Annotated in this window: 20 protein-coding genes; 14 read left to right on the top strand and 6 right to left on the bottom strand. The window is 56.1% G+C overall.

The annotated features are described in order from the left end of the window. Positions 1–3: 3 nt before the first annotated feature. The 10 genes from murD to lpxC all read left to right on the top strand — a co-directional run bounded on the left by murD (position 4) and on the right by lpxC (position 11,587). Positions 4–1,356, top strand: coding sequence for a UDP-N-acetylmuramoyl-L-alanine--D-glutamate ligase (gene murD / locus ACQY5R_RS10535; protein ID WP_428607954.1), 1,353 nt, complete (start codon positions 4–6; stop codon positions 1,354–1,356). Beyond that, positions 1,353–2,534 carry a putative lipid II flippase FtsW gene (gene ftsW, locus ACQY5R_RS10530; RefSeq protein WP_428607952.1) on the top strand — a complete coding sequence of 394 codons (1,182 nt, stop codon included), beginning with the start codon at positions 1,353–1,355 and terminating at the stop codon, positions 2,532–2,534. The genes murD and ftsW overlap by 4 nt, the downstream gene beginning before the upstream one ends. Then, on the top strand, positions 2,519–3,598 hold the full coding sequence (murG, locus tag ACQY5R_RS10525; protein WP_428607949.1) for an undecaprenyldiphospho-muramoylpentapeptide beta-N-acetylglucosaminyltransferase: 1,080 nt from the start codon (positions 2,519–2,521) through the stop codon (positions 3,596–3,598). The genes ftsW and murG overlap by 16 nt, the downstream gene beginning before the upstream one ends. Beyond that, the gene (murC, locus tag ACQY5R_RS10520) at positions 3,595–5,040 is read left to right on the top strand and encodes a UDP-N-acetylmuramate--L-alanine ligase (protein ID WP_428607947.1); all 1,446 of its coding nucleotides are present in this window, start codon (positions 3,595–3,597) and stop codon (positions 5,038–5,040) included. Before murG ends, murC begins: the two co-directional genes overlap by 4 nt. A gap of 157 nt (positions 5,041–5,197) precedes the next feature. Then, the gene (gene murB, locus ACQY5R_RS10515) at positions 5,198–6,109 is read left to right on the top strand and encodes a UDP-N-acetylmuramate dehydrogenase (protein WP_428608185.1); all 912 of its coding nucleotides are present in this window, start codon (positions 5,198–5,200) and stop codon (positions 6,107–6,109) included. Further along, positions 6,106–7,029, top strand: coding sequence for a D-alanine--D-alanine ligase (locus ACQY5R_RS10510; protein ID WP_428607944.1), 924 nt, complete (start codon positions 6,106–6,108; stop codon positions 7,027–7,029). Before murB ends, ACQY5R_RS10510 begins: the two co-directional genes overlap by 4 nt. 2 nt (positions 7,030–7,031) lie before the next feature. Then, on the top strand, positions 7,032–7,799 hold the full coding sequence (locus tag ACQY5R_RS10505) for a cell division protein FtsQ/DivIB (RefSeq protein ID WP_428607943.1): 768 nt from the start codon (positions 7,032–7,034) through the stop codon (positions 7,797–7,799). A gap of 97 nt (positions 7,800–7,896) precedes the next feature. Next, entirely contained in the window at positions 7,897–9,132 is a 1,236-nt protein-coding gene (gene ftsA, locus ACQY5R_RS10500) for a cell division protein FtsA (protein WP_428607941.1), read from the top strand. Between the two features lie 68 nt (positions 9,133–9,200). Continuing rightward, a complete protein-coding gene (ftsZ, locus tag ACQY5R_RS10495) occupies positions 9,201–10,370 on the top strand; it encodes a cell division protein FtsZ (protein ID WP_428607939.1) in 1,170 nt (389 codons plus the stop codon). Between the two features lie 305 nt (positions 10,371–10,675). Then, positions 10,676–11,587 carry a UDP-3-O-acyl-N-acetylglucosamine deacetylase gene (lpxC, locus tag ACQY5R_RS10490; protein WP_428607936.1) on the top strand — a complete coding sequence of 304 codons (912 nt, stop codon included), beginning with the start codon at positions 10,676–10,678 and terminating at the stop codon, positions 11,585–11,587. A 3-nt stretch (positions 11,588–11,590) separates the two neighbouring features. Here lpxC and ACQY5R_RS10485 read toward each other — a convergent pair whose 3' ends face one another. Continuing rightward, positions 11,591–12,037, bottom strand: a complete 447-nt coding sequence (locus ACQY5R_RS10485; protein WP_428607934.1) for a DciA family protein — start codon at positions 12,035–12,037, stop codon at positions 11,591–11,593. Between the two features lie 210 nt (positions 12,038–12,247). Here ACQY5R_RS10485 and ACQY5R_RS10480 point away from each other — a divergent pair, with 210 nt between their 5' ends. From ACQY5R_RS10480 to ACQY5R_RS10465, 4 genes are all read left to right on the top strand, one after another. Further along, on the top strand, positions 12,248–13,048 hold the full coding sequence (locus tag ACQY5R_RS10480) for a M23 family metallopeptidase (RefSeq protein ID WP_428607931.1): 801 nt from the start codon (positions 12,248–12,250) through the stop codon (positions 13,046–13,048). 175 nt (positions 13,049–13,223) lie between these two features. Further along, on the top strand, positions 13,224–16,034 hold the full coding sequence (secA, locus tag ACQY5R_RS10475; protein ID WP_428607929.1) for a preprotein translocase subunit SecA: 2,811 nt from the start codon (positions 13,224–13,226) through the stop codon (positions 16,032–16,034). A 48-nt stretch (positions 16,035–16,082) separates the two neighbouring features. Further along, positions 16,083–17,291, top strand: a complete 1,209-nt coding sequence (gene argJ / locus ACQY5R_RS10470; protein ID WP_428607926.1) for a bifunctional glutamate N-acetyltransferase/amino-acid acetyltransferase ArgJ — start codon at positions 16,083–16,085, stop codon at positions 17,289–17,291. 27 nt (positions 17,292–17,318) lie between these two features. After that, positions 17,319–18,269 carry a Nudix family hydrolase gene (locus tag ACQY5R_RS10465; protein WP_428607924.1) on the top strand — a complete coding sequence of 317 codons (951 nt, stop codon included), beginning with the start codon at positions 17,319–17,321 and terminating at the stop codon, positions 18,267–18,269. Here the strand turns inward: ACQY5R_RS10465 and ACQY5R_RS10460 are convergent. The 5 genes from ACQY5R_RS10460 to ACQY5R_RS10440 all read right to left on the bottom strand — a co-directional run. Next, the gene (locus ACQY5R_RS10460; RefSeq protein ID WP_428607922.1) at positions 18,263–18,460 is read right to left on the bottom strand and encodes a DNA gyrase inhibitor YacG; all 198 of its coding nucleotides are present in this window, start codon (positions 18,458–18,460) and stop codon (positions 18,263–18,265) included. The genes ACQY5R_RS10465 and ACQY5R_RS10460 overlap by 7 nt on opposite strands. A gap of 2 nt (positions 18,461–18,462) precedes the next feature. Further along, positions 18,463–19,242, bottom strand: a complete 780-nt coding sequence (gene zapD, locus ACQY5R_RS10455; RefSeq protein WP_428607919.1) for a cell division protein ZapD — start codon at positions 19,240–19,242, stop codon at positions 18,463–18,465. Between the two features lie 90 nt (positions 19,243–19,332). Beyond that, entirely contained in the window at positions 19,333–19,926 is a 594-nt protein-coding gene (coaE, locus tag ACQY5R_RS10450; protein ID WP_428607917.1) for a dephospho-CoA kinase, read from the bottom strand. Between the two features lie 3 nt (positions 19,927–19,929). Further along, on the bottom strand, positions 19,930–20,808 hold the full coding sequence (locus ACQY5R_RS10445; protein WP_428607914.1) for a prepilin peptidase: 879 nt from the start codon (positions 20,806–20,808) through the stop codon (positions 19,930–19,932). A 31-nt stretch (positions 20,809–20,839) separates the two neighbouring features. After that, positions 20,840–21,070, bottom strand: a 231-nt coding sequence (locus tag ACQY5R_RS10440) for a type II secretion system F family protein (RefSeq protein ID WP_428607911.1), incomplete at its 5' end; no start/stop codon positions are given.

Raw genomic sequence — 21,070 nt, 5'->3', positions numbered from 1 at the left:
GATATGCAACAACCATCGGTACGTGACAAAAAGAGCTTGATTGTCGGTCTGGGTAAGACCGGGCTCTCCTGCGCGCGTTATCTGTCCGCCTGCGGCGTGCCAGTGGCTATCACCGACAGCCGCAACGATCCGCCTGGCCTGCATGAGTTGCGCCAGGAGTTGCCCGATATAGCCCTGTTCCTGGGTGGCTTTGATGCGGACGCTTTTGCCGCGGCGGAGCAGCTGATCGTCAGTCCGGGCGTGCCGATGAGCGAGCCGTTGATCCAGCAGGCGCTGGCCCGGGGTGTCCCGGTGATCGGTGATATCGAACTGTTTGCCCAAGCGGCCCAGGCGCCAGTGGTGGCCATTACCGGTTCCAATGGCAAGAGCACCGTTACCACCCTGCTGGGTGCCATGTTGCGGGATGCGGGTGTAAAGGCCGCGGTCGGCGGCAATCTGGGGGATCCGGCCCTCTCGCTGCTGCACGATGAGGTGGAACTCTATGTGCTCGAACTCTCCAGTTTCCAACTGGAGACTACCTTCAGCCTACACCCGAAGGTGGCAGTGGTGTTGAATATCTCTCCGGATCATCTGGACCGCTATCAAGACTTGCAGGCGTACACGGATACCAAAGCGACCATCTACCGGCATGCCGAGACGGCCGTGTTCAATAAGGACGATCCGCGGGTGATGGCCATGCGTCGGGGCGATGCGGGTGATCGTCTGTTTACCCTGGGTCAACCCGCTGCCGGTGAATTCGGTATCGACGATCATGAGGGGGGGCGCTGGCTCTGTCACGGTCAGGAACGTTTGATGCCGGCCTCGGCATTGAAAATCCCCGGCACCCATAACCTGGCCAATGCCCTGGCGGCGTTGGCTATCGGCTCACTGCTGCAGTTGCCGCGTGATGCCATGCTAAAGACGCTGGAACACTTTAGCGGTCTGCCGCACCGCACCCAGTTTGTCAAAGAGTCCAATGGGGTACGCTGGTATAACGATTCCAAGGGGACCAATGTGGGGGCTTGTGCGGCGGCCCTGGAGGGATTGGCTGCCGGTGATGCGTCGCGCACTGTCCTTATCGCCGGAGGTGTGGGGAAAGAGGCCGACTTCAATCTGCTCACGCCAGCGGTAGTCAAACATGCCCGTGCCGTGATCCTGCTGGGACAGGATGCCCCCCTGATTGCCGCCGCCCTGGGCGACTCGGTAGCGCTGTTGAATGCCAAGGATATGGATGACGCGGTACTGTTGGCGGCCGGTTGTGCCGAGCCCGGCGATCGAGTGTTGCTGTCACCGGCCTGTGCCAGCTTTGATATGTATAAAAACTACCAGCAGCGCGGTGAGCGGTTTGTCGAAGCGGTAGCGAGGTTGATCCCATGAACCTGTCTACGCATCGTCAGGCAACCATCGGAGCAAGCCATCGGCTATTGCCATCGCTGGATTATACGTTGCTGTTTGCTACGTTGGCGCTGCTGGGACTTGGTTTGGTGATGGTTGCCTCGGCCTCCCTGCATCGTATTGGCGCAGCACCTTTCTACTATATGAATCGCCACCTGTTGGCCATCGGGCTGGGTCTGCTGGGAGCGGTGATCATCTCTCAGGTGCCGGTGGCGCAGTGGGAGCGTTCCGGGACCCTACTCTATTTCACCGGATTGCTGATGCTGGTATTGGTGCTGGTCCCCGGTATCGGTCGTGAGGCAAACGGAGCCACCCGCTGGATTCCGCTGGGACCGTTCAATCTGCAAAGCTCCGAATTCATGAAGCTGTTCATGGTGGTTTATATCGCTGGCTATCTGGTGCGTCGTCAGTTGGAGGTGGTGCACAGTATCTGGGGCTTTATCAAGCCCATGCTGTTACTGGTCATTGCCTGTTCCCTGATTATGGTGCAGCCCGATTTTGGAACCACCACCGTATTGTTGGCGACGGCCATGGGCATGCTGTTCCTCGGCGGCGTACCGGTCTGGCAGTTCGCCATCCTGATCGGGTTGGCGGGGTCAGCCATGGTGGGGCTGGTGTTGGTGTCGCCCTACCGGTTGCAACGGGTGACGGCCTTCCTCGATCCCTGGGCCGATGTGGAAAACAGCGGTTACCAACTGGCCCAGGCGCTAATCGCCTTTGGCCGGGGCGAATGGTTTGGCGTGGGGTTGGGGAATGGGATTCAGAAACAGTTCTACCTGCCGGAGGCCCATACCGATTTTCTCATGGCGGTGATTGGTGAAGAGTTTGGGTTACTGGGTACCCTGGTGGTGATCAGCTTGTTTGCGGTCATCGTATGGCGCGCCTTCCGCATTGGCGCCCGGGCGGAGGCCCACCATCGGCGTTTTTCTGCCTATGTCGCCTACGGTATCGGACTCTGGATCGGTATGCAGGCGTTTATCAATATCGGCGTCAATGTCGGGCTGTTGCCGACCAAGGGGTTGACCCTGCCGTTTATGAGTTACGGCGGTAACAGCATCATCGTCGCGATCCTGGTCGTGGCCATGCTGTTGCGTATCGATTACGAACTGTTGCGGCCGGAACCGGTCGAGCAGGGGGGGGCGGCATGGCAGGAGGCGTAATGCTGATGGCTGGCGGCACTGGCGGACATGTGTTTCCCGCCCTGGCGGTGGCGCAAGAGTTGCGTGATCGGGGTGTTGCTGTCTCCTGGATCGGTACGCCTGACAGTTTCGAGTCGCGCCTGGTGCCGCAGCACGGCTTTGAAATCCAACTGGTGAATATCAAGGGATTGCGCGGCAATGGCATGATGCGGTGGTTATCGGCTCCGTTCAAGCTTGTCCGGGCGATGTTTCAAGCCGGTCGGATCCTGCGGCGGGTTCGCCCCGGCGTGGTGCTGGGGATGGGCGGATTCGTCACCGGCCCCGGTGGTCTGATGGCACGTCTGTTCGGCATACCGTTGGTGATCCACGAACAGAATGCCGTGCCGGGTATGACCAATAGCTGGCTGTCACGGGTGGCGACACGCGTATTTGAGGCTTTTCCCGGTAGTTTTGCTGAACGGGTCGGCGCGCGGGTGTGTGGCAATCCGGTGCGTCGGGAGATAGCGGCCCTGCCTGGACCGGCTGTGCGTATGCAGGGGCGTAACGGTCCGATCCGCTTGTTGGTCGTGGGTGGGTCGCTCGGGGCACAGGCGTTGAACCAGGCGATACCGAGAGTATTGGCGACACTGGAGCCGACTGATCGGCCGCAGGTGCGCCATCAAAGCGGGCGGGATAAGAGTGAAGTGACCCAAGCCGCCTATCGGGAGTTGGGTGTGGAGGCACAGGTCAGTGATTTCATTCAGGATATGGCGGAGGCCTATGGTTGGGCCGATCTGGTGGTGTGCCGCGCTGGTGCCTTGACCGTGAGTGAGTTGGCGACGGCCGGGGTTGCCTCGATCCTGGTCCCCTTTCCGCACGCCGTCGATGATCACCAGACCCGTAATGCCGAGTATCTGGTGAACGCCGGTGCCGCCCGATTATTGCCCCAGGTTGAGTTGGAGCAGCACGGTTTTTCCGCCGCGTTGAAAGCGCTGCTGGTGGAGCGCGAGTCGCTGCAGGCGATGGCTGTGAAGGCACAGTCGCTGGCTATGCCAGGCGCCACCCAAACGGTGGCGGATTATTGTGAGGAGATGGCGAACCGATGAAGAAAGGTGAAACGACACAGCGTCGGTTGGCGGCAACCACCATGGGCCGTATTCGGCATCTGCATTTTGTCGGTATCGGCGGTGCCGGGATGAACGGTATTGCCCAAGTGATGCTCAATCTCGGTTATAAAATCTCCGGCTCGGACCTGAAGAGCAACCCGGCTATCGGTCGCCTCACCAAGCAAGGTGCAACGATCCATATCGGACATGCTGAGAGCAATATTCAGGGGGCCGATGCGGTGGTTATCTCCACTGCGGTGAAGGATGACAACCCTGAAGTGCGCATGGCCCGGGAAAAACGTATTCCGGTGGTGCCCCGTGCGGAGATGCTGGCAGAGTTGATGCGGTTCCATTTCGGTATCGCCGTGGCCGGTACCCACGGCAAAACCACCACCACCAGTCTGGTCGCCAGTTTGCTGGCGGAGGGCGGTCTGGATCCGACCTTTGTGATCGGTGGACGGCTAAATTCTGCGGGTACCCACGCGCGCCTGGGTGGCGGAGACTTTCTGGTGGCGGAGGCGGACGAAAGTGATGCCTCGTTCCTCTACCTGCAGCCGATGATGGCCATTGTGACCAATGTGGATGCGGATCATATGACCACCTACGGCGGCGATTTCAATCGCCTGCGGCAAACCTTTATCGAGTTCCTGCATCACCTGCCGTTCTACGGTTTGGCCATACTCTGCATCGACGACGATGAGGTGCGCGGACTGTTGCCCAAGGTGACCCGGCAGGTGATCACCTACGGGGAGTCGGCTGATGCGGATTGCCGGGTCAGCGCGATTCGCCAGGAAGGGTTGCGCACCCATTTTCAGGTGACCATGGCCGGTGAGGCACCCTTTGATGTCACCCTTAACATGCCGGGACGTCATAACGTACTCAACGCCCTGGCGGCGATTGTCGTTGCGCATGAAGTGGGTGTGGACGTAGCCGCAATCCAGCGCGGATTGGAACGGTTCGAAGGCATCGGTCGGCGTTTCAATGCGACCGAGTGCAGCCTGGCCGATGGCCGCCGCTTTATGCTGGTGGATGATTACGGACACCACCCCCGGGAGGTGGCGGCGACGCTGGATGCGGTACGTGCCGGCTGGCCGGACCGACGGTTGGTGTTGGCGTTTCAGCCGCACCGCTATACCCGCACCCAGGAACAGTTTGATGACTTTACCCAGGTTTTGTCGCGTCCGGATCTGCTGGTGTTGGCGGAGGTCTATGCCGCCGGCGAGATGCCGATTGCCGGGGCCGATGGTCGTTCTCTGAGTCGTGCTATCCGTGCTCGGGGCCAAGTAGATCCGGTGTTTGTCGATCCGATTGGAGAGCTGCCCGAACTGTTGTACGGCCTGATTCAGGACGACGATATCGTGTTGACCCTGGGTGCCGGCGACATCGGGCAGATTGCGGCCACCTTACCAAGTTGGTTTCAACAGCGGGGAGAGACGTCATGACGGACGGAGTGACTCGGCGGTTGCACATGGGGTGTGGGGAATCGTTATGTGGACATTTCCCGTTGCGTGACAAGTCACAGACCGTGACGCCGCATACGGCCGGCACGATCCTGAAGCAGCCGGGTCGGATGCCACAACCGAGGAGAAAACGCGCGTGATGACAGCTCAGGACAATCACTCTGCACTGCGTGGCGAGCGGCGGTTCAATGAACCGTTGGCCCGGTTTACCACCTGGCGAGTGGGCGGGCCGGCGCGCCAATTCTATCGGCCGGCAGACAGTGCCGATCTGTTGCAGTTTCTGGCTTCCCTGCCAGAGGACGAACCGCTGTTGTGGCTTGGCTTGGGCAGTAATCTGTTAATTCGTGATGGCGGCTTCGCCGGTACGGTGATTGCTACCCAAGGGCGTCTGGATGGGATGGATTTAGTCACGGCAAACGAGCTGCGCGTTGAGGCCGGCGTCAGTTGTGCACAAGTGGCGCGGTTTGCTGCGCGCCAGGGACTCTGCGGCGTCGAATTTCTGACCGGTATTCCCGGTACCTTCGGCGGTGCGCTGGCGATGAATGCCGGTGCTTTTGGTGGTGAAACCTGGACCCAGGTAACGGCGGTTGAGACGGTGGATAGAACGGGGAGGCTGCATCGGCGCTCTCCCAGTGACTTTAAGGTCAGCTATCGGCATGTAGAACGTCCCGGGGAAGAGTGGTTCCTGGCCGCTACCTTGCGACTCGAGCCGGGAGACGTGTCCGAGAGTCAACGGCAAATCCGCGAACTGTTGGAACGGCGTAACCGTAGTCAGCCGATTGGCCTGCCGAGTTGTGGATCGGTATTCCGGAATCCACCCGGCGATTTTGCCGCCCGCCTGATCGAAGCGGCGGGTTTGAAAGGCGCTGTAATGGGTGGCGCCCAGGTGTCGGAAAAGCACGCCAATTTTATTATCAATCGAGGTGACGCCACGGCCGCCGATATCGAGGCGATGATTCGGCAGGTTAAGGAACGGGTGAAGGCGACCAGCGGCGTGGAATTGATCACTGAAGTGCATATCGTCGGTGACGCGGCGGGGGGTAATTCATGACAGCGTTGGCGGAAGATTTCGGCAAAGTGGCCGTGCTGATGGGCGGACTGTCGGCCGAGCGGGAAGTGTCGTTGCAGGGTGGACAGGCTGTTTTGGAGGCACTGGTACGGCGGGGCGTGGATGCGCATGGCGTGGATGCCGGGCGGGATGTGCTGAACCTGTTGCAGCAAGAGCATTACGACCGGGTATTCATCATGCTGCACGGACGCGGCGGTGAGGATGGCGTGATACAGGGCGCCCTGGAAAGTATCGGTATGCCCTACACCGGCAGCGGTGTCGCCGGCTCCGCGCTGGGTATGGATAAGTATCGCTGCAAATTGCTCTGGAACGGGTTGGGTCTGCCCACCGCGGAGTTCGTGATGCTGGAACAAGCCTCGGACTTGTTGCGGGCGGAGGCGCTTGGTTTTCCTCTGATGATCAAGCCTTCCCATGAAGGGTCCAGTATCGGGATGGCGAAGGTGGAGGACCGGCAGCAGCTTGAGGCGGCGTGGCGGCAGGCCGCTGGCTATGACGTGGAGGTGATGGCAGAGCGCTGGATTAGCGGGGCCGAGTACACGGCGTCAGTTTTGGATGATCAGGCATTGCCGTTGATCCGTATCGAAACGCCCAACACGTTTTATGACTATGAGGCGAAGTATCAGGCCGACAGTACCGCCTACCACTGTCCCTGCGGTCTCGACAGCGAGCGGGAAAGTGAGTTGAAGCGATTGTCCGAACAGGCATTCCGCGCGGTTGGCGCCAAAGGCTGGGGGCGTGTCGACATCATGCTTGATGCGGATGGCAACCCCTATCTGCTGGAGGTGAATACCGTGCCAGGCATGACGAGTCACAGTTTGGTGCCGATGGCGGCCAAAGCGGCGGGAATCGATTTTGATGAACTGGTCTGGCGCATCTTGGCGGCCAGTCGGGTGGAGGGGTAACGGTGGCGGATCCCCGCAAAACCCGCCGCTCGGTCGATACGGCCGCCGGAGACGGGGTGCGTAACAAGTTGCGCCGGTGGCTGCATTGGTTGGGTGCACTGGCGTTACTGCTGCTGTTTGCCGGGGGGGGCGTTTGGGGTGTGATCACCTTACGTGATCCCGCGGTGCTGCCGCTCAAGATCGTACGCATCGACGGAGAGTTTAAAAATCTCGACCGCCGTGCATTGGAGCAAGCCGTGGGAGGTGTCATGGAGGGCAATTTTTTCACGGTAGACCTGGATGTTGTCCGGGCGGCGGCGCTGCGGTTGCCCTGGGTCGATCAGGTGACGGTCAGACGCATTTGGCCGGATACCCTGAATATGTGGGTGGAAGAGCAGCGACCATTGGCACGCTGGGGCGATACCCAACTGGTGAATGACAGGGGGGGGGTGTTTACCCCTGAGCCGACGGCGCTCAAAGGGAATCTGCCTGCACTGGCTGGCCCGACAGGGCATGCGCCGGAAATCGTGGCGCGCTATCAGCGCATGGACAACCTTTTTGCCATCCTGCAGTTGGAGATTGCCAAGCTGTCGATGGATGGGCGGGGTGCCTGGACGGTCGGGTTCAGGCAAGGGATAGAGCTCAAACTGGGGCACGCCGATACCGAGGCGAGAGTGGAACGTTTTGTCCGCCTTTATCCGCGGCTCGAACAGACGGAGAACCACAAAGTGAAGCGGGTGGATATGCGCTACGCCAATGGGGTGGCTGTTCTCTGGGGAGAGGCGAGTTGAACAGAATGCGAAGCAAGGTCAGGCCGGCTGACGGGTGGGCCATCGGATGGGGAGCAAACATCGTGACCGTCAAACGATCTGCAGAGGAACGGTTTTAATGACCAAAAAGACAGAAAAAAATCTGATCGTCGGACTGGATATCGGTACCTCGAAAGTGGTGGCCATTGTCGGTGAGATCAAACCGGATAAGGAGATCGAAATTATTGGGATCGGTTCCCATCCGTCACGCGGTCTGAAGAAAGGTGTGGTGGTGAATATCGAATCCACCGTGCAGTCGATCCAGCGTGCCCTGGAAGAGGCCGAATTGATGGCCGGATGTGAGATCCACTCGGTGCATGCCGGCATTGCCGGTAACCATATACGCAGCCTCAACTCCCACGGCATTGTGGCAATCAAGGATCGTGAGGTGACCCATGGCGACGTGGAGCGGGTAATCGATGCGGCTCGCGCGGTGGCGATCCCGGCGGATCAGAAGATCCTGCACATCCTGCCTCAGGAATTCATCATCGACGAGCAGGAGGGGATACGGGAGCCGGTGGGCATGTCCGGGGTGCGCCTGGAGGCCCGTGTGCATATGGTCACCGGGGCGGTCAGTGCGGCGCAGAACATCGTCAAATGTGTACGCCGCTGCGGCCTGGAGGTGGATGACCTGATCCTGGAGCAGTTGAGTTCCAGCTACTCCGTACTCAGTGACGATGAGAAGGAGCTCGGTGTCTGTCTGGTGGATATCGGTGGTGGCACTACCGATATCGCGGTCTTTACCGAAGGCTCGATACGTCATACCGCGGTGATTCCTATCGCCGGCGACCAGGTAACTAATGACATCGCGGTGGCGTTGCGTACGCCGACCCAGCATGCGGAAGAGATCAAGATCCGCTACGCCTGTGCATTAACCCAGTTGGCGGCCAGTGATGAAACGATCGAAGTGCCGAGTATCGGTGACCGTCCTCCAAGAAGGCTGTCCCGGCAAACTCTGGCCGAGGTGGTGGAACCCAGATATGAGGAGTTGCTGGGTTTGGTTCAGGCCGAGCTGCGACGCAGCGGGTTTGAGGATCTGATTGCAGGGGGGGTGGTGTTGACGGGTGGTAGTTCCAAGATGGAGGGGCTGATTGAACTGGCGGAGGAGGTGTTCCATATGCCGGTAAGACTGGGTGTTCCGCAGTATGTAACGGGGTTGGTGGATGTGGTGCGTAATCCGATTTATGCGACAGGCGTCGGTCTGCTGCTGTTTGGGCAACAGAATCGGACGGGGCGTTTGCAGGATCTTCCTGGGGGTAACAATTTCAAGGCGATATGGAATCGCATGAAGAGCTGGTTTCAGGGCAATTTCTGACTTTTTGACAAATTTACGTTTTTTCAGGTGGCCGTGTTGCAGGGCCTGGATGATGAGGAGAGAGTGACATGTTTGAATTGATGGATGCATATAGCCAAAACGCAGTAATAAAGGTGATTGGTGTCGGTGGCGGTGGCGGTAATGCAGTCAACCACATGCTGAATGCGAGTATCGAAGGGGTGGATTTCATCTGTGCCAATACCGATGCGCAGGCATTGAAGAACAGTCAGGTGCGTACGCTGCTTCAACTGGGCTCCAATATCACCAAAGGTTTGGGTGCCGGGGCCAATCCCGACGTGGGGCGCGATGCCGCGATGGAGGATCGTGAGCGCATCCATGAAGCACTGCAGGGGAGCGACATGGTTTTCATCACCGCCGGTATGGGTGGTGGTACCGGTACCGGTGCAGCGCCTGTGGTAGCCGAGGTGGCTCGCGAGATGGGTATATTGACTGTTGCTGTGGTCACAAAGCCCTTCCCGTTTGAAGGGGGAAAGCGTATGCAGATCGCCGACAAGGGGATCGAAGCGCTGAGCCAGTATGTGGATTCACTGATTACTATCCCCAATGAAAAGCTGTTGGCGGTGCTGGGTCGTGACATGAGTTTGCTGAATGCTTTCAAGTCGGCCAACGATGTACTGCAAGGTGCGGTACAGGGCATCGCTGAACTGATCACCCGCCCAGGTTTGATCAATGTCGACTTTGCCGATGTGCGAACCGTCATGTCTGAAATGGGTACCGCCATGATGGGTTCCGGTTGTGCCAAGGGCGACAACCGGGCGCGTGACGCAGCCGAACAGGCGATCAATAGTCCCCTGTTGGAGGATGTCAATCTGGCGGGTGCCAAAGGTATTTTGGTGAATATCACCGCCGGTCTGGATCTATCTATCGGTGAGTTTGATGAAGTAGGTAGCACGGTCAAGGAGTTCGCCTGTGATGATGCCACCGTGGTGGTGGGGACGGTGATCGATCCGGATATGAGTGATGAATTGCGGGTGACGGTGGTCGCCACCGGACTGGGTGCTATCGGCGCGGCGGAGATTAAGCCGACGGTGGTAGAGGAGGCACCTCCTGTACGCCTGGTCAACTCTGATGTGGTAGCGCCGGGGCCGGCAGATTACCGTGAGATGGATAGCCCGACGGTGGTTAGAAAGGCGGCTAAATCCTATGTTGCCGCCGCCCAGGAGCACAACATGGATTACCTGGATATTCCGGCCTTCCTGCGGCGTCAGGCTGATTGAAACGGTATTGGCTTAGTTGCCAACCATTGAAAGGGTTTCTGACCAAGAAGCGTGAACCGGTTCCGGGAGCGGTTATTACCCGTTCCGCGAGGAGAAATAAACTTGCAATAAAGGGGTGAAACTGGTACTTAATAAGGGAATACCCTAATGGGTGTTGGGGGGCAGGTAATCATCTGGCAGATGTTAGAGCCTGGCGTGATCAATAAAAGCATATCCATGCGGATGGTCGATATTTAGCTCAAAGCGTGGATTGTGTGATACCATCCGGCCGTTTAATGGGCCGGGAAATGGGGACTACAGGCAACATGATACGGCAGCGTACGCTTAAGAACGTTATTCGTGCTACAGGAGTGGGTCTGCACACGGGTGAGAAGGTCTACCTGACCTTGCGTCCCGCAGCGATAGATACCGGAGTGGTTTTTCGTCGTGTTGACCTGGAAGAGCCGATGGAGATCGCGGCCCGGCCGGATAATGTCGGTGATACCCGTTTATCCACCACCCTGGAGCAAGATGGCGTAAAGATCTCGACCGTCGAGCATCTGCTTTCCGCCTTTGCCGGTCTTGGCATCGATAACGCCTATGTGGATGTGAGCGCCCCCGAAGTGCCGATCATGGACGGCAGCGCCGGCCCTTTTGTGTTCCTGATCCAGTCCGCTGGCGTGGAAGAGCAGAATGCGCCGAAGCGTTTTATCCGTATCAAGCGCAAGGTGACGGTCAAAGAGGATGACAAGTATGCCGCCTTCGAGCCGTTTGATGGCTTTAAGGTCTCTTTCGGTATCGATTTCAATCACCCGGCTTTTGCCGAACGTACCAAATCCGCCACGATCGATTTTTCATCCACCTCCTTCGTCAAGGAGGTGAGTCGCGCGCGGACTTTCGGATTCCTGCGTGATATCGAGATGTTGCGGGAGCGTGAGCTGGCACTCGGCGGCAGTATGAACAACGCCATCGTGGTGGATGATTATCGGGTACTTAATGAGGACGGACTGCGTTACGAGGACGAGTTCGTCAAACACAAGATTCTTGACGCTATCGGTGATCTGTATCTGCTTGGTCACAGTTTGATCGGTGCATTCAGTGGTTATAAATCAGGGCACGCCCTGAATAACAAGCTTCTGAAGGCGCTAATCGCCGATGAGTCCGCGTGGGAAGAGGTAACCTTTGAAGAGGGGGATAGTGTGCCCATCTCTTATATGAAACCGGTGCAGGCTACCTGAACCCTAATTAACCGGTTTGGTGGCGTGCCTACCAAGGCGGATCAAGGCTTCGCTCAGTTGCTTATCCTGAATGCCGGCGGCGGTTTGATTTATCAGGGATGCATTTTCCACACTAAGCCGTCTGGTGGTGACTCGCTCCCGCTTGGGTGGTTTGTTGGTCACCATCACCCGAACTGTAATACGCTCGACCGCAATACCGCTGGCGTTTAGTTTTCGGACTAGCTCGCGGGCGGTAAAACGCAAACGACTGGCCCAGGTGGAAGCGTCGACATAGAGTACAAGCTGGGCGCCCTTTTGTACCACGGCTGTGCAGTGGGTATCCAGGGGCGACGGAATTAGGGCTCGAATCTGTTGTAACAACAACGACTGCGCCTTGGACTGTTCAAGTAACCCATGTAGCGTGTGGGTGTGCCGGATAAAGTCCTTGATGAGACGCGGTCGTTTGTTCATGGATGAATTGTGTCACGGAAGTTGCTGTTTTGGTGATTTATCTTTCAATCAGGCACTTGTGAGTCTAGTACCCAATCCATGAAGATTATACTCCTCTCCAGATTTTGTCATAAAAAAGGCAGTCGTCCGATCTCGCCTTACAAGCTGATTTTTACCTTGGTTCCAGCATTGGCCGCGTTGATGGGGGGCTCTCTCTGGGCTGGATATCAGATGGGAATCAGTACTCAGCCGGCTCAGGCCTCCAGTGACAATACGGCGGAAGTGGTGCGTGATCTGTTACAGAGCCAGCGCAACGAACTGCAGGAGACGAAAGGGCGCACCCAAGAGCATTTGGATGCGCTGGCCCTCAGGTTAGGTCAGTTGCAATCCCATATCCTGCGGATTGATGCTTTGGGCGAAAGATTGGCTAAAATAGGCAAATTAGACGCTGCCGAATTCAATTTCGAAGAAGAGCCCGCTCGCGGCGGTATCGAAGAAGGGGAGCTGGCACAGTCGGTCAGCTTGTCGGAGTTGGTGTCGGACATGGAGCAGCTCCAGTTGGTTATTTCCGATCGTGAGCATAAATTGGACCTAATGGAAGGGTTGTTGCGCGACAATTTGCTAAATGCAGAGTTGCTGCCGGCCGGACGCCCGGTGGAAAAAGGTTGGATCTCGTCACGCTACGGTTACCGCAATGACCCCTTTACCGGTAAGAAAGCTTTCCATCATGGCGTAGATGTTGCGGGTAAGAAGAATTCTCACGTGGTTGCCGTAGCCTCCGGTATTGTTACCTGGGCGGGTGAGAAGAGTGGCTTTGGTAAATTGGTGGAGATTACCCATTCGGATGGTTACGTAACGCGCTATGGCCACAACAGCAATATATTGGTCAAAGTAGGTGATCTGGTTACTCAAGGGAAGCCGATAGCTCTGATGGGATCCAGCGGTCGCTCTACCGGACCTCACGTCCATTTTGAAATTGCTCGTAACGGCAAAACCCTCAACCCCGCCAAGTACCTGCGCGCTAAGCGCTGAATACAGCATTTTGGCCTCTCTGCCGGACCGGTAAGCTGCGCTGGCTGGGGGCGTTCGTGTAATATGTTTTGCCTGCTATCGCGGCCTTTTTGCGGTATCATCACCGTTTCATTTTTCCGGCCCACCTTCGCTATGTCCGGTGCGGGCCTAAATTCAAACCAGCAAGAGTTTTTCCATGGTCAGTAAGATTCTCAGGAAGGTCTTCGGCAGTCGTAATGATCGCCTCATCAAGCGGATGTCAAAGGTGGTTGCTCAAATCAACGGATTGGAGCCGACACTACAGGTGCTTACCGATGAGGAGTTGAAGGCCAAGACCGGAGAGTTTAGAGGGCGGTTGGAGCAGGGTGTCGAACTGAACAGTTTGATGCCGGAAGCCTTCGCTGTGGTGCGCGAGGCGGGCAACCGCGTGCTCAATATGCGCCATTTCGACGTGCAATTGATCGGTGGCATGGTACTCAATGACGGAAAAATCGCCGAGATGCGTACCGGTGAGGGCAAAACCCTGGTAGCGACCCTGGCGGTTTATCTGAATGCACTGCCTGGAAAAGGGGTGCATGTGGTGACGGTAAACGATTACCTGGCACGCCGCGACGCCGAGTGGATGGGACGCATCTATAACTTCCTGGGCCTGAGCGTTGGCGTTATCCAGTCTTCAGGGGCTGGCGTAGATGATTCATCCTTTGTCTGTGACTATACCTACGATGGTAAAAGTGGCGGCTACCTCCATCTGCACCCGGCCAGTCGCCGAGAGGCTTATGCCTGCGACATTACATACGGCACCAATAATGAATACGGCTTTGATTATCTGCGCGATAACATGGCGTTCAGTGCTGAGCAGCGCGTACAGCGTGAAAAGTTTTTCGCCGTGGTGGATGAGGTGGACTCCATCCTGATCGATGAGGCGCGTACCCCGCTGATTATTTCCGGCCCGGCTGAAGGGAGCTCGGATCTCTACACCCGTATTGACCAGATAATACCCCATCTAACACGGCAGGAGCCGATCGAGGCGGATGAAGAGGGTAAACCATCCTTTGGCCCCGGCGACTATTCGGTGGATGAAAAGGCTCGGCAGGTATACCTCAGTGAAGAGGGACATCAGCATGTGGAGGATATGCTGACGGAGATGGGGCTGCTGGATCCCGCGACAAGCCTCTATGACACGGCAAACATCAGTTTGATGCATCATGTCACCAGTGCGCTACGCGCCCATGCGCTGTTTCAGAAAAATGTCGACTACATTGTGCGCAATGGTGAGATTGTCATCGTGGATGAATTCACCGGCCGCACCATGCCGGGACGCCGTTGGTCGGAGGGGCTGCATCAAGCCGTTGAAGCCAAAGAGGGTGTGGAGATACAGAAGGAGAATCAAACCCTAGCATCGATCACCTTCCAGAACTATTTCCGTCTCTACAACAAGCTTTCTGGCATGACCGGCACAGCGGATACGGAGGCGCCGGAGTTCTTGCAGATCTACGGATTGGAAGTGGTGGTTATGCCCACCAATCGTGAAATGATACGTAAGGATATGGGGGATCTGGTCTACCTGACCAGCGCTGAAAAGTATCGTGCGATTACCGAGGATATTCAGGATTGTATAAAACGTGGTCAGCCAGTATTGGTGGGCACGGCTTCGATTGAAACATCCGAATTGATTTCTGGATTACTGAATGAGGCCAAAGTGCCGCATCAGGTGCTAAACGCCAAGCACCATGAGCGGGAGGCCAATATTGTGGCTGAAGCCGGTCGTCCCGGTGCGGTAACCATCGCTACCAATATGGCCGGTCGTGGTACCGATATTGTGCTGGGTGGCAATCCGGAAATGGAGATAGCCGAGCTTGGCGATTCGGCCACACCGGACGCAGTCGAAAAGATTCGGGCCGACTGGAAGGCGCGTCACCAGCAGGTGCTGGAGGCGGGTGGTCTGCACGTGGTCGGTACCGAGCGGCACGAATCAAGGCGCGTAGACAATCAGTTGCGTGGTCGCTCTGGACGTCAAGGCGATCCCGGATCAACCCGCTTCTATCTGTCGCTTGAGGATAATCTGATGCGTATCTTTGCATCGGATCGGGTCTCGGCGATTATGCAGAAACTGGGCATGGAAGAGGGTGAGGCGATTGAACATCCCTGGGTGACCAAGGCGATTGCCAATGCGCAGAAGAAGGTGGAAGGGCGCAACTTCGATATCCGTAAACAGCTACTTGAGTACGATGATGTTGCCAACGACCAACGCAAGGTTATCTATCAGCAGCGTGATGAATTGATGGATGCCGGCGATGTTTCCGACTCAATTACCTCAATCCGCCATGATGTGGTCAATGCGTTAATCGATCGCTATATTCCGCCGGAAAGTCTCGATGAACAGTGGGATATCCCAGGGCTCACCGAGGCCCTGAAAACAGAATATGAACTGGACTATCCAATCCAGGATTGGCTCGATGCGGATGACAGCCTGCATGAGGAGACCTTGCGTCAGAAGATTATTGGCCAGATAGAACAGGAGTATGCCGAGAAAGAGGCCCTGGCAGGTAGCGAAAACCTGCGTATGTATGAGAAGGCGATCATGCTGCAAATCCTGGATGCCAGTTGGAAAGAGCATCTGGCGGCTATGGATTATCTGCGTCAGGGAATCCACTTGCGCGGCTATGCGCAGAAAAACCCCAAGCAGGAGTATAAGCGGGAAGCCTATGAACTGTTCTCCAATATGTTGGATAGCATCAAGCAAGAGATCATTGAGGTACTGACCAAGGTCCGGATTCAGCCGCAGGAGAGCATGGAAATCCCGGCCCATGAGCAAAATGAAGCGGATTTTCAGTTCCAGCATGAAGAGTTTGGCGGCTTCGGCGAAGCGGAGGAGGGTGCGTCGAATAGTTTGGACGAAGAAGCGCAGCAGCCATTCGTTCGCGCGGATCGTAAAGTGGGGCGTAATGAGCCCTGCCCCTGCGGTTCCGGGAAAAAATACAAACAGTGCCATGGGCGTATTCAATAGGGCGCAATTGCAGGCAGCTATTAATCGGAAATTGGCGGAGTCGAGTCAATGAGCGAAGCGTTGGAGTTTCAGCCGGTTCCTGGCATTCGGCTGGGTTCGACCGGGGCCGGGATCAAATATCGCGATCGTGATGATCTGGTGATTATTGAACTTGCTGAGGGCAGCACGTGTGCGGCGGTTTTTACCCGCAATGCGTTTTGCGCGGCACCCGTAGTGGTTGCCCGAGAACACCTTGCCGCTACCATGCCGCGCTACCTATTGATCAACTCTGGAAATGCCAATGCCGGTACCGGTGACTCCGGCCTGCGGGCATCCCGCGAATCCTGTAAGTCGGTTGCCGCAGCAAGGGCCTGCGCCATCAACCAGGTCTTGCCATTTTCAACCGGGGTAATCGGCGAGCCGCTACCGGTGGACCGGATTGCTGTGGCGGTACCCGATGCACTGACTGCTTTGTCCGAGTCGGGTTGGGAGAGGGCGGCACGGGCCATCATGACCACCGACACGGAGCCCAAGTTGGTTTCGCGGCAACTGGAACTCTCAGGCAAGACCATTACGGTAACCGGCATGGCCAAGGGGTCTGGCATGATCCGGCCGGATATGGCAACCATGCTGGCCTATATCGCCACCGATGCCTTGGTTGACCGGCAGTTGCTGCAGCATTGCCTTGAGCTGGCAGTGAAACCTTCATTCAACTCCATTACTGTGGATGGCGATACCTCCACCAACGATGCCTGTGTATTAATGGCGTCAGGAGTAAGTGGGTGCTCACCTATCACGGATGAAACTTCACACGAATTCGATCGATTGTGCGCCGTGGTCAGTGAGGTTTGTATGCATCTGGCCAGAGCCATCGTATTGGACGGAGAGGGTGCCACCAAGTTGGTTGAGGTGCGGGTAGAAGGTGCTGCAACCGAACAAGAGGCGAAAGAGGTTGCTTATACCGTTGCGCACTCACCCCTGGTCAAAACGGCCCTGTTTGCTTCCGATCCAAACTGGGGGCGTATTCTTGCTGCTGTGGGTCGCGCCGGTATTGAAGGTCTCGATATCGATCAGATCAGGATTTGGCTGGACGATGTCTGCATCGTACGGGACGGTGGACGTGCTGCGGACTACACCGAGGCGGCCGGTCAACGGATTATGGATCAGTGCGAACTGATCATACGGGTTGCCTTGGGCCGCGGAGAGGCTACCACACGGGTGCTCACCTGTGACCTCTCCTATGATTATGTGAAGATCAATGCAGAGTATCGCTCGTAGCCAATCTGCCTGATAAGTTCTCAATCTATGCTTCCGGTTCATGTTGCTGTCGCTGTAATTCAGGATAACCAAGGTCGCGTGTTGTTAACGCGCCGGCCTGCCGGCGCACATCAAGGGGGCCTGTGGGAATTTCCCGGTGGCAAGGTGGAGCGGGGCGAAGATCTGGATAGCGCGTTACGGCGGGAGATTCGAGAGGAACTGGGTGTAGAAGTCAGTACTTACCAACCTCTGATTGACGTCACCTATAGTTACCCGGATAAAACCGTGCGACTGGACGTGCATCGGGTCGACAAATACTTTGGCAAACCCCTTGGTCTGGAAGGGCAGCCTCTAGAATGGGTCTTTCCTGAACATCTGTATCAATATGCCATGCCAGCAGCGGATCGCCCCATTTGTACCGCGTTACGACTGCCTCAACAATATCTGATAACCGGTCCTGATCCAGCTGATCCCAAGCCGTTTCTGCGGCGTCTGGAGACTTCATTGAGCCGGGGTGTTCGATTGGTCCGCTTACGGGCACCGGGGATAGGGCTTAGTGATTATCGTGCGTTGGCGTCTGATGCATTGTCTATATGTAGACAGTTTGGTGCGGAGATGCTCTTGAGCAACAGTGCTGAACTGGCACAAGAACTCGATGCGGCGGGCATACACTTGAGCAGCCAACAGCTAACAGTTATGAGTGAGCGCCCACTAACTAGCGAGAAGTGGGTGTCGGCTTCGTGCCATACTTTGGCCGAGTTGCAGCAAGCTATGGCAATAAATGCGGATTTCTGTGTGCTCTCCCCGGTTTTGCCGACTCAGTCTCACCCAAATGCCAAACCGATGGGCTGGGATCGGTTTGCGCAAGCCGTGGCGGCTGCCAATCTACCGGTTTACGCTTTGGGCGGGCTGGACCAGAGTTATATCGACATAGCCGTGAAAAAAGGTGGGCAGGGTATTGCGGCGATCAGTGCGCTATGGGCTAAACCGTCTCAGTAATCCTCTTCGGGGGGGAGGAAAGGGCTTGCAGGAGTGTTGTCCGGAATGCGGTGCTTCTCTTCCAGCCAATCACCCAGATCGATTAGCCGACAACGTTCGCTACAGAAGGGGCGTGATTCTGGGCGGCTATGCCAGTCAAACTCTTTTCTGCAGATTGGGCAGCACACGTTTATCGGCTGATTCTCTATCATATCTATAAAATACAGCAGTTCAGGAAGAAGGTAGTATCGCGCTTGGTCTGGGTAGCACGCTCCTCCTTCGACTGTTCCATAAAGCGAATGGTGAAGCGGTGTTTACCACCACTGATCTCTGCGAACAGGTCGCTTTCGCGTGGCAAACCGACACGGATCAATTGGGCGGGTGATTGGGCATCCAGGCTTTGCTGGAAAAAACCGCTTTCAGCGATCTCTCGGGTCGGGGTTGTACTGCCACGAATCAGCGATAGCAACAGGCTGACGGCCGTAAACACCGGCTCCAGGGTCTGCCGCCATGCGACGATTTCCTGATGACGTTGCTCAAAAGGTTGTTGAAGCCAAAAATGGTAGAGTGGCAAATCAAAGGCACAACTACCTCCGGGAATACTGCTACGCTGGGTAATACTCTTTAGGAATTCATTCTCTCGTAGCTCTTGTCCCAGTTGTCCACCCAGTTGTTGGAGTCGACTGGAAACGCTGTTCAACTCTCTCAATATCTGGTCAAGACGCTCTTCGTTGACATCCGCCATAGTGCGGATACTGGCCAGTTTTTCCTGATGGCGCTTTAACTCTTTAATCAGATCAGTCTTGATATCGGCACGGGAAAAAATGGCTACCATATCCATCAAGCTGGTGATGGCGGCTCGGCTATCCCAGGTGCTGGATTGGGGGATGTGGAAATCGACTTGGCGAAACAGGTGTTCCAGACGCAGAAAGGTTCTGGTCTTCTCATTGAGCGGATGCTCATAAATGATTTTGTCTGAAACAGCTGGTTGCATGGGCTGGTTGTCTGTAAATGACTACACCTGAAGCGGTGTCTGAATTTGGCGACTTGTTACATTATACCGATTCTGACACTCATAAGCTTGTCAGGTGGCAAGTTTAAGGTATTTCTCGTGGAGTTTCTCTATTATCGGCGGTAAGTCATGGAGACTGCCTGAATTATCGATGATGTCATCCGCCATGGCCAAGCGGCTGGCTCGATCAATCTGGGAGTCGATGATGGATTGGGTCTGGGCTAGGGTCGCCTGGTCTCGTTGTGTAACCCGGCTGATCTGCAATTCGACAGGACAGTCCACTACCAAGACGCGATCGACGCCGCTGTCTTGTCCGGTCTCGAATAATAGTGGAATGGAGAAGATGGCATAAGGTGCCGCCACCTTGGTCAGTTTTTGCCGCATAGCGTGACGAATCCGCGGATGCAGAATGGCTTCCAGCCTGGTTTTGGCGTCGGGGTGGGTGAAGATGTGCTCTCGCAACCAGCTACGGTTGAGGGCACCGCTGGCATCCAGTGCCTCAGTACCAAACTGACCGGCAATCTCCTGTAAAGCGGGTTGGCCCGGTTCGACCACTTCTCTTGCCACCACGTCTGCATCGATAATAGGGACGCCTAACGCTGCAAAACAGCCGGTTACGGCGCTCTTGCCACAGCCGATCCCACCCGTGAGTCCGACTACAAACACTGTTCAGGCCAGTCCCGCCCAATGGAGATAGGCGGTATTGATCTGCTCGCCCCAGATGAGGCTAATCCACCCGGCCGCGGCAAGATAGGGTCCGAAAGGGATGGGGATGTTGCGGTCGCGTCCCCGAATCAGGATCAGCAGAATTCCCACTACCGCTCCCACAACGGAAGAGAGCAGAATAATCTGGATCAGGGATTGCCAGCCGAACCATGCACCGAATAGCGCGAATAATTTAAAGTCGCCATAGCCCATGCCCTCTTTGCCGGTTAATAGCTTGAATAACTGAAACACACTCCATAAAGAGAGGTAGCCGGCTACCGCACCAATAATTGCCGAGTGGCTGTCAGTGAAGATACCGAAAAGACTCAATATGAGACCCAACCAGAGCACGGGTAAAACAATTGAATCGGGAAGTAATTGCTCGTCAAAATCGATCAGGGTGAGGGCGATGAGAGACCAAGTCAGTGGTAATGCTGCCGCCGCCTGCCAACTGAAACCGAAGTGTAGTGCTACGGCTAAAGAGAGTAGGCCGGTAGTCAGCTCTACAACCGGATAGCGCATCGAGATCGGTTGTTTGCACTCGGAACATTTTCCCCGTAATAACAGCCAACTGAGTAGGGGGATATTCTCCCAGGCACGAATCTTGTGGCCGCAGTGTGGACAGCTGGAACTGGGTCGGCTGAGTGTTAAATATGGAGAAGACGCCTCGGATGCGTTCTTTATATCGAGAAAATCATGGCACTGTTGCCGCCAGTCGGCTTCCATTATCTTGGGAAGCCTATAGGCAACTACATTCAGAAAACTACCGACGAAAAGGCCGAGGAGCAAACAAATGGCCAGAAATAGCACAAGGTTTTGCTGGAAAACCGTTAGATAGTTCATTAATTATCTGTAAGTTCTTCTGGTCAAACGGCTAGACAACAGACGCCATTTTGAAGATGGGCAGATACATGGCAACTACCAAGCTACCAACTAATGTTCCAATTACGACCATGATAAAAGGTTCCATCAGGCTACTAAGCGCATCAACGGCGTTATCAACTTCCTCTTCAAAAAAATCGGCCACCTTAGAGAGCATATGATCAAGAGATCCAGATTCTTCTCCTATGGCGACCATTTGAATAACCATGTGGGGAAACAGTTG

The organism is Sedimenticola sp. (assembly GCF_050289425.1).
Classification (GTDB): Bacteria; Pseudomonadota; Gammaproteobacteria; order Chromatiales; family Chromatiaceae; genus Sedimenticola.
This window is presented reverse-complemented; position numbering and strand designations above follow the sequence as displayed.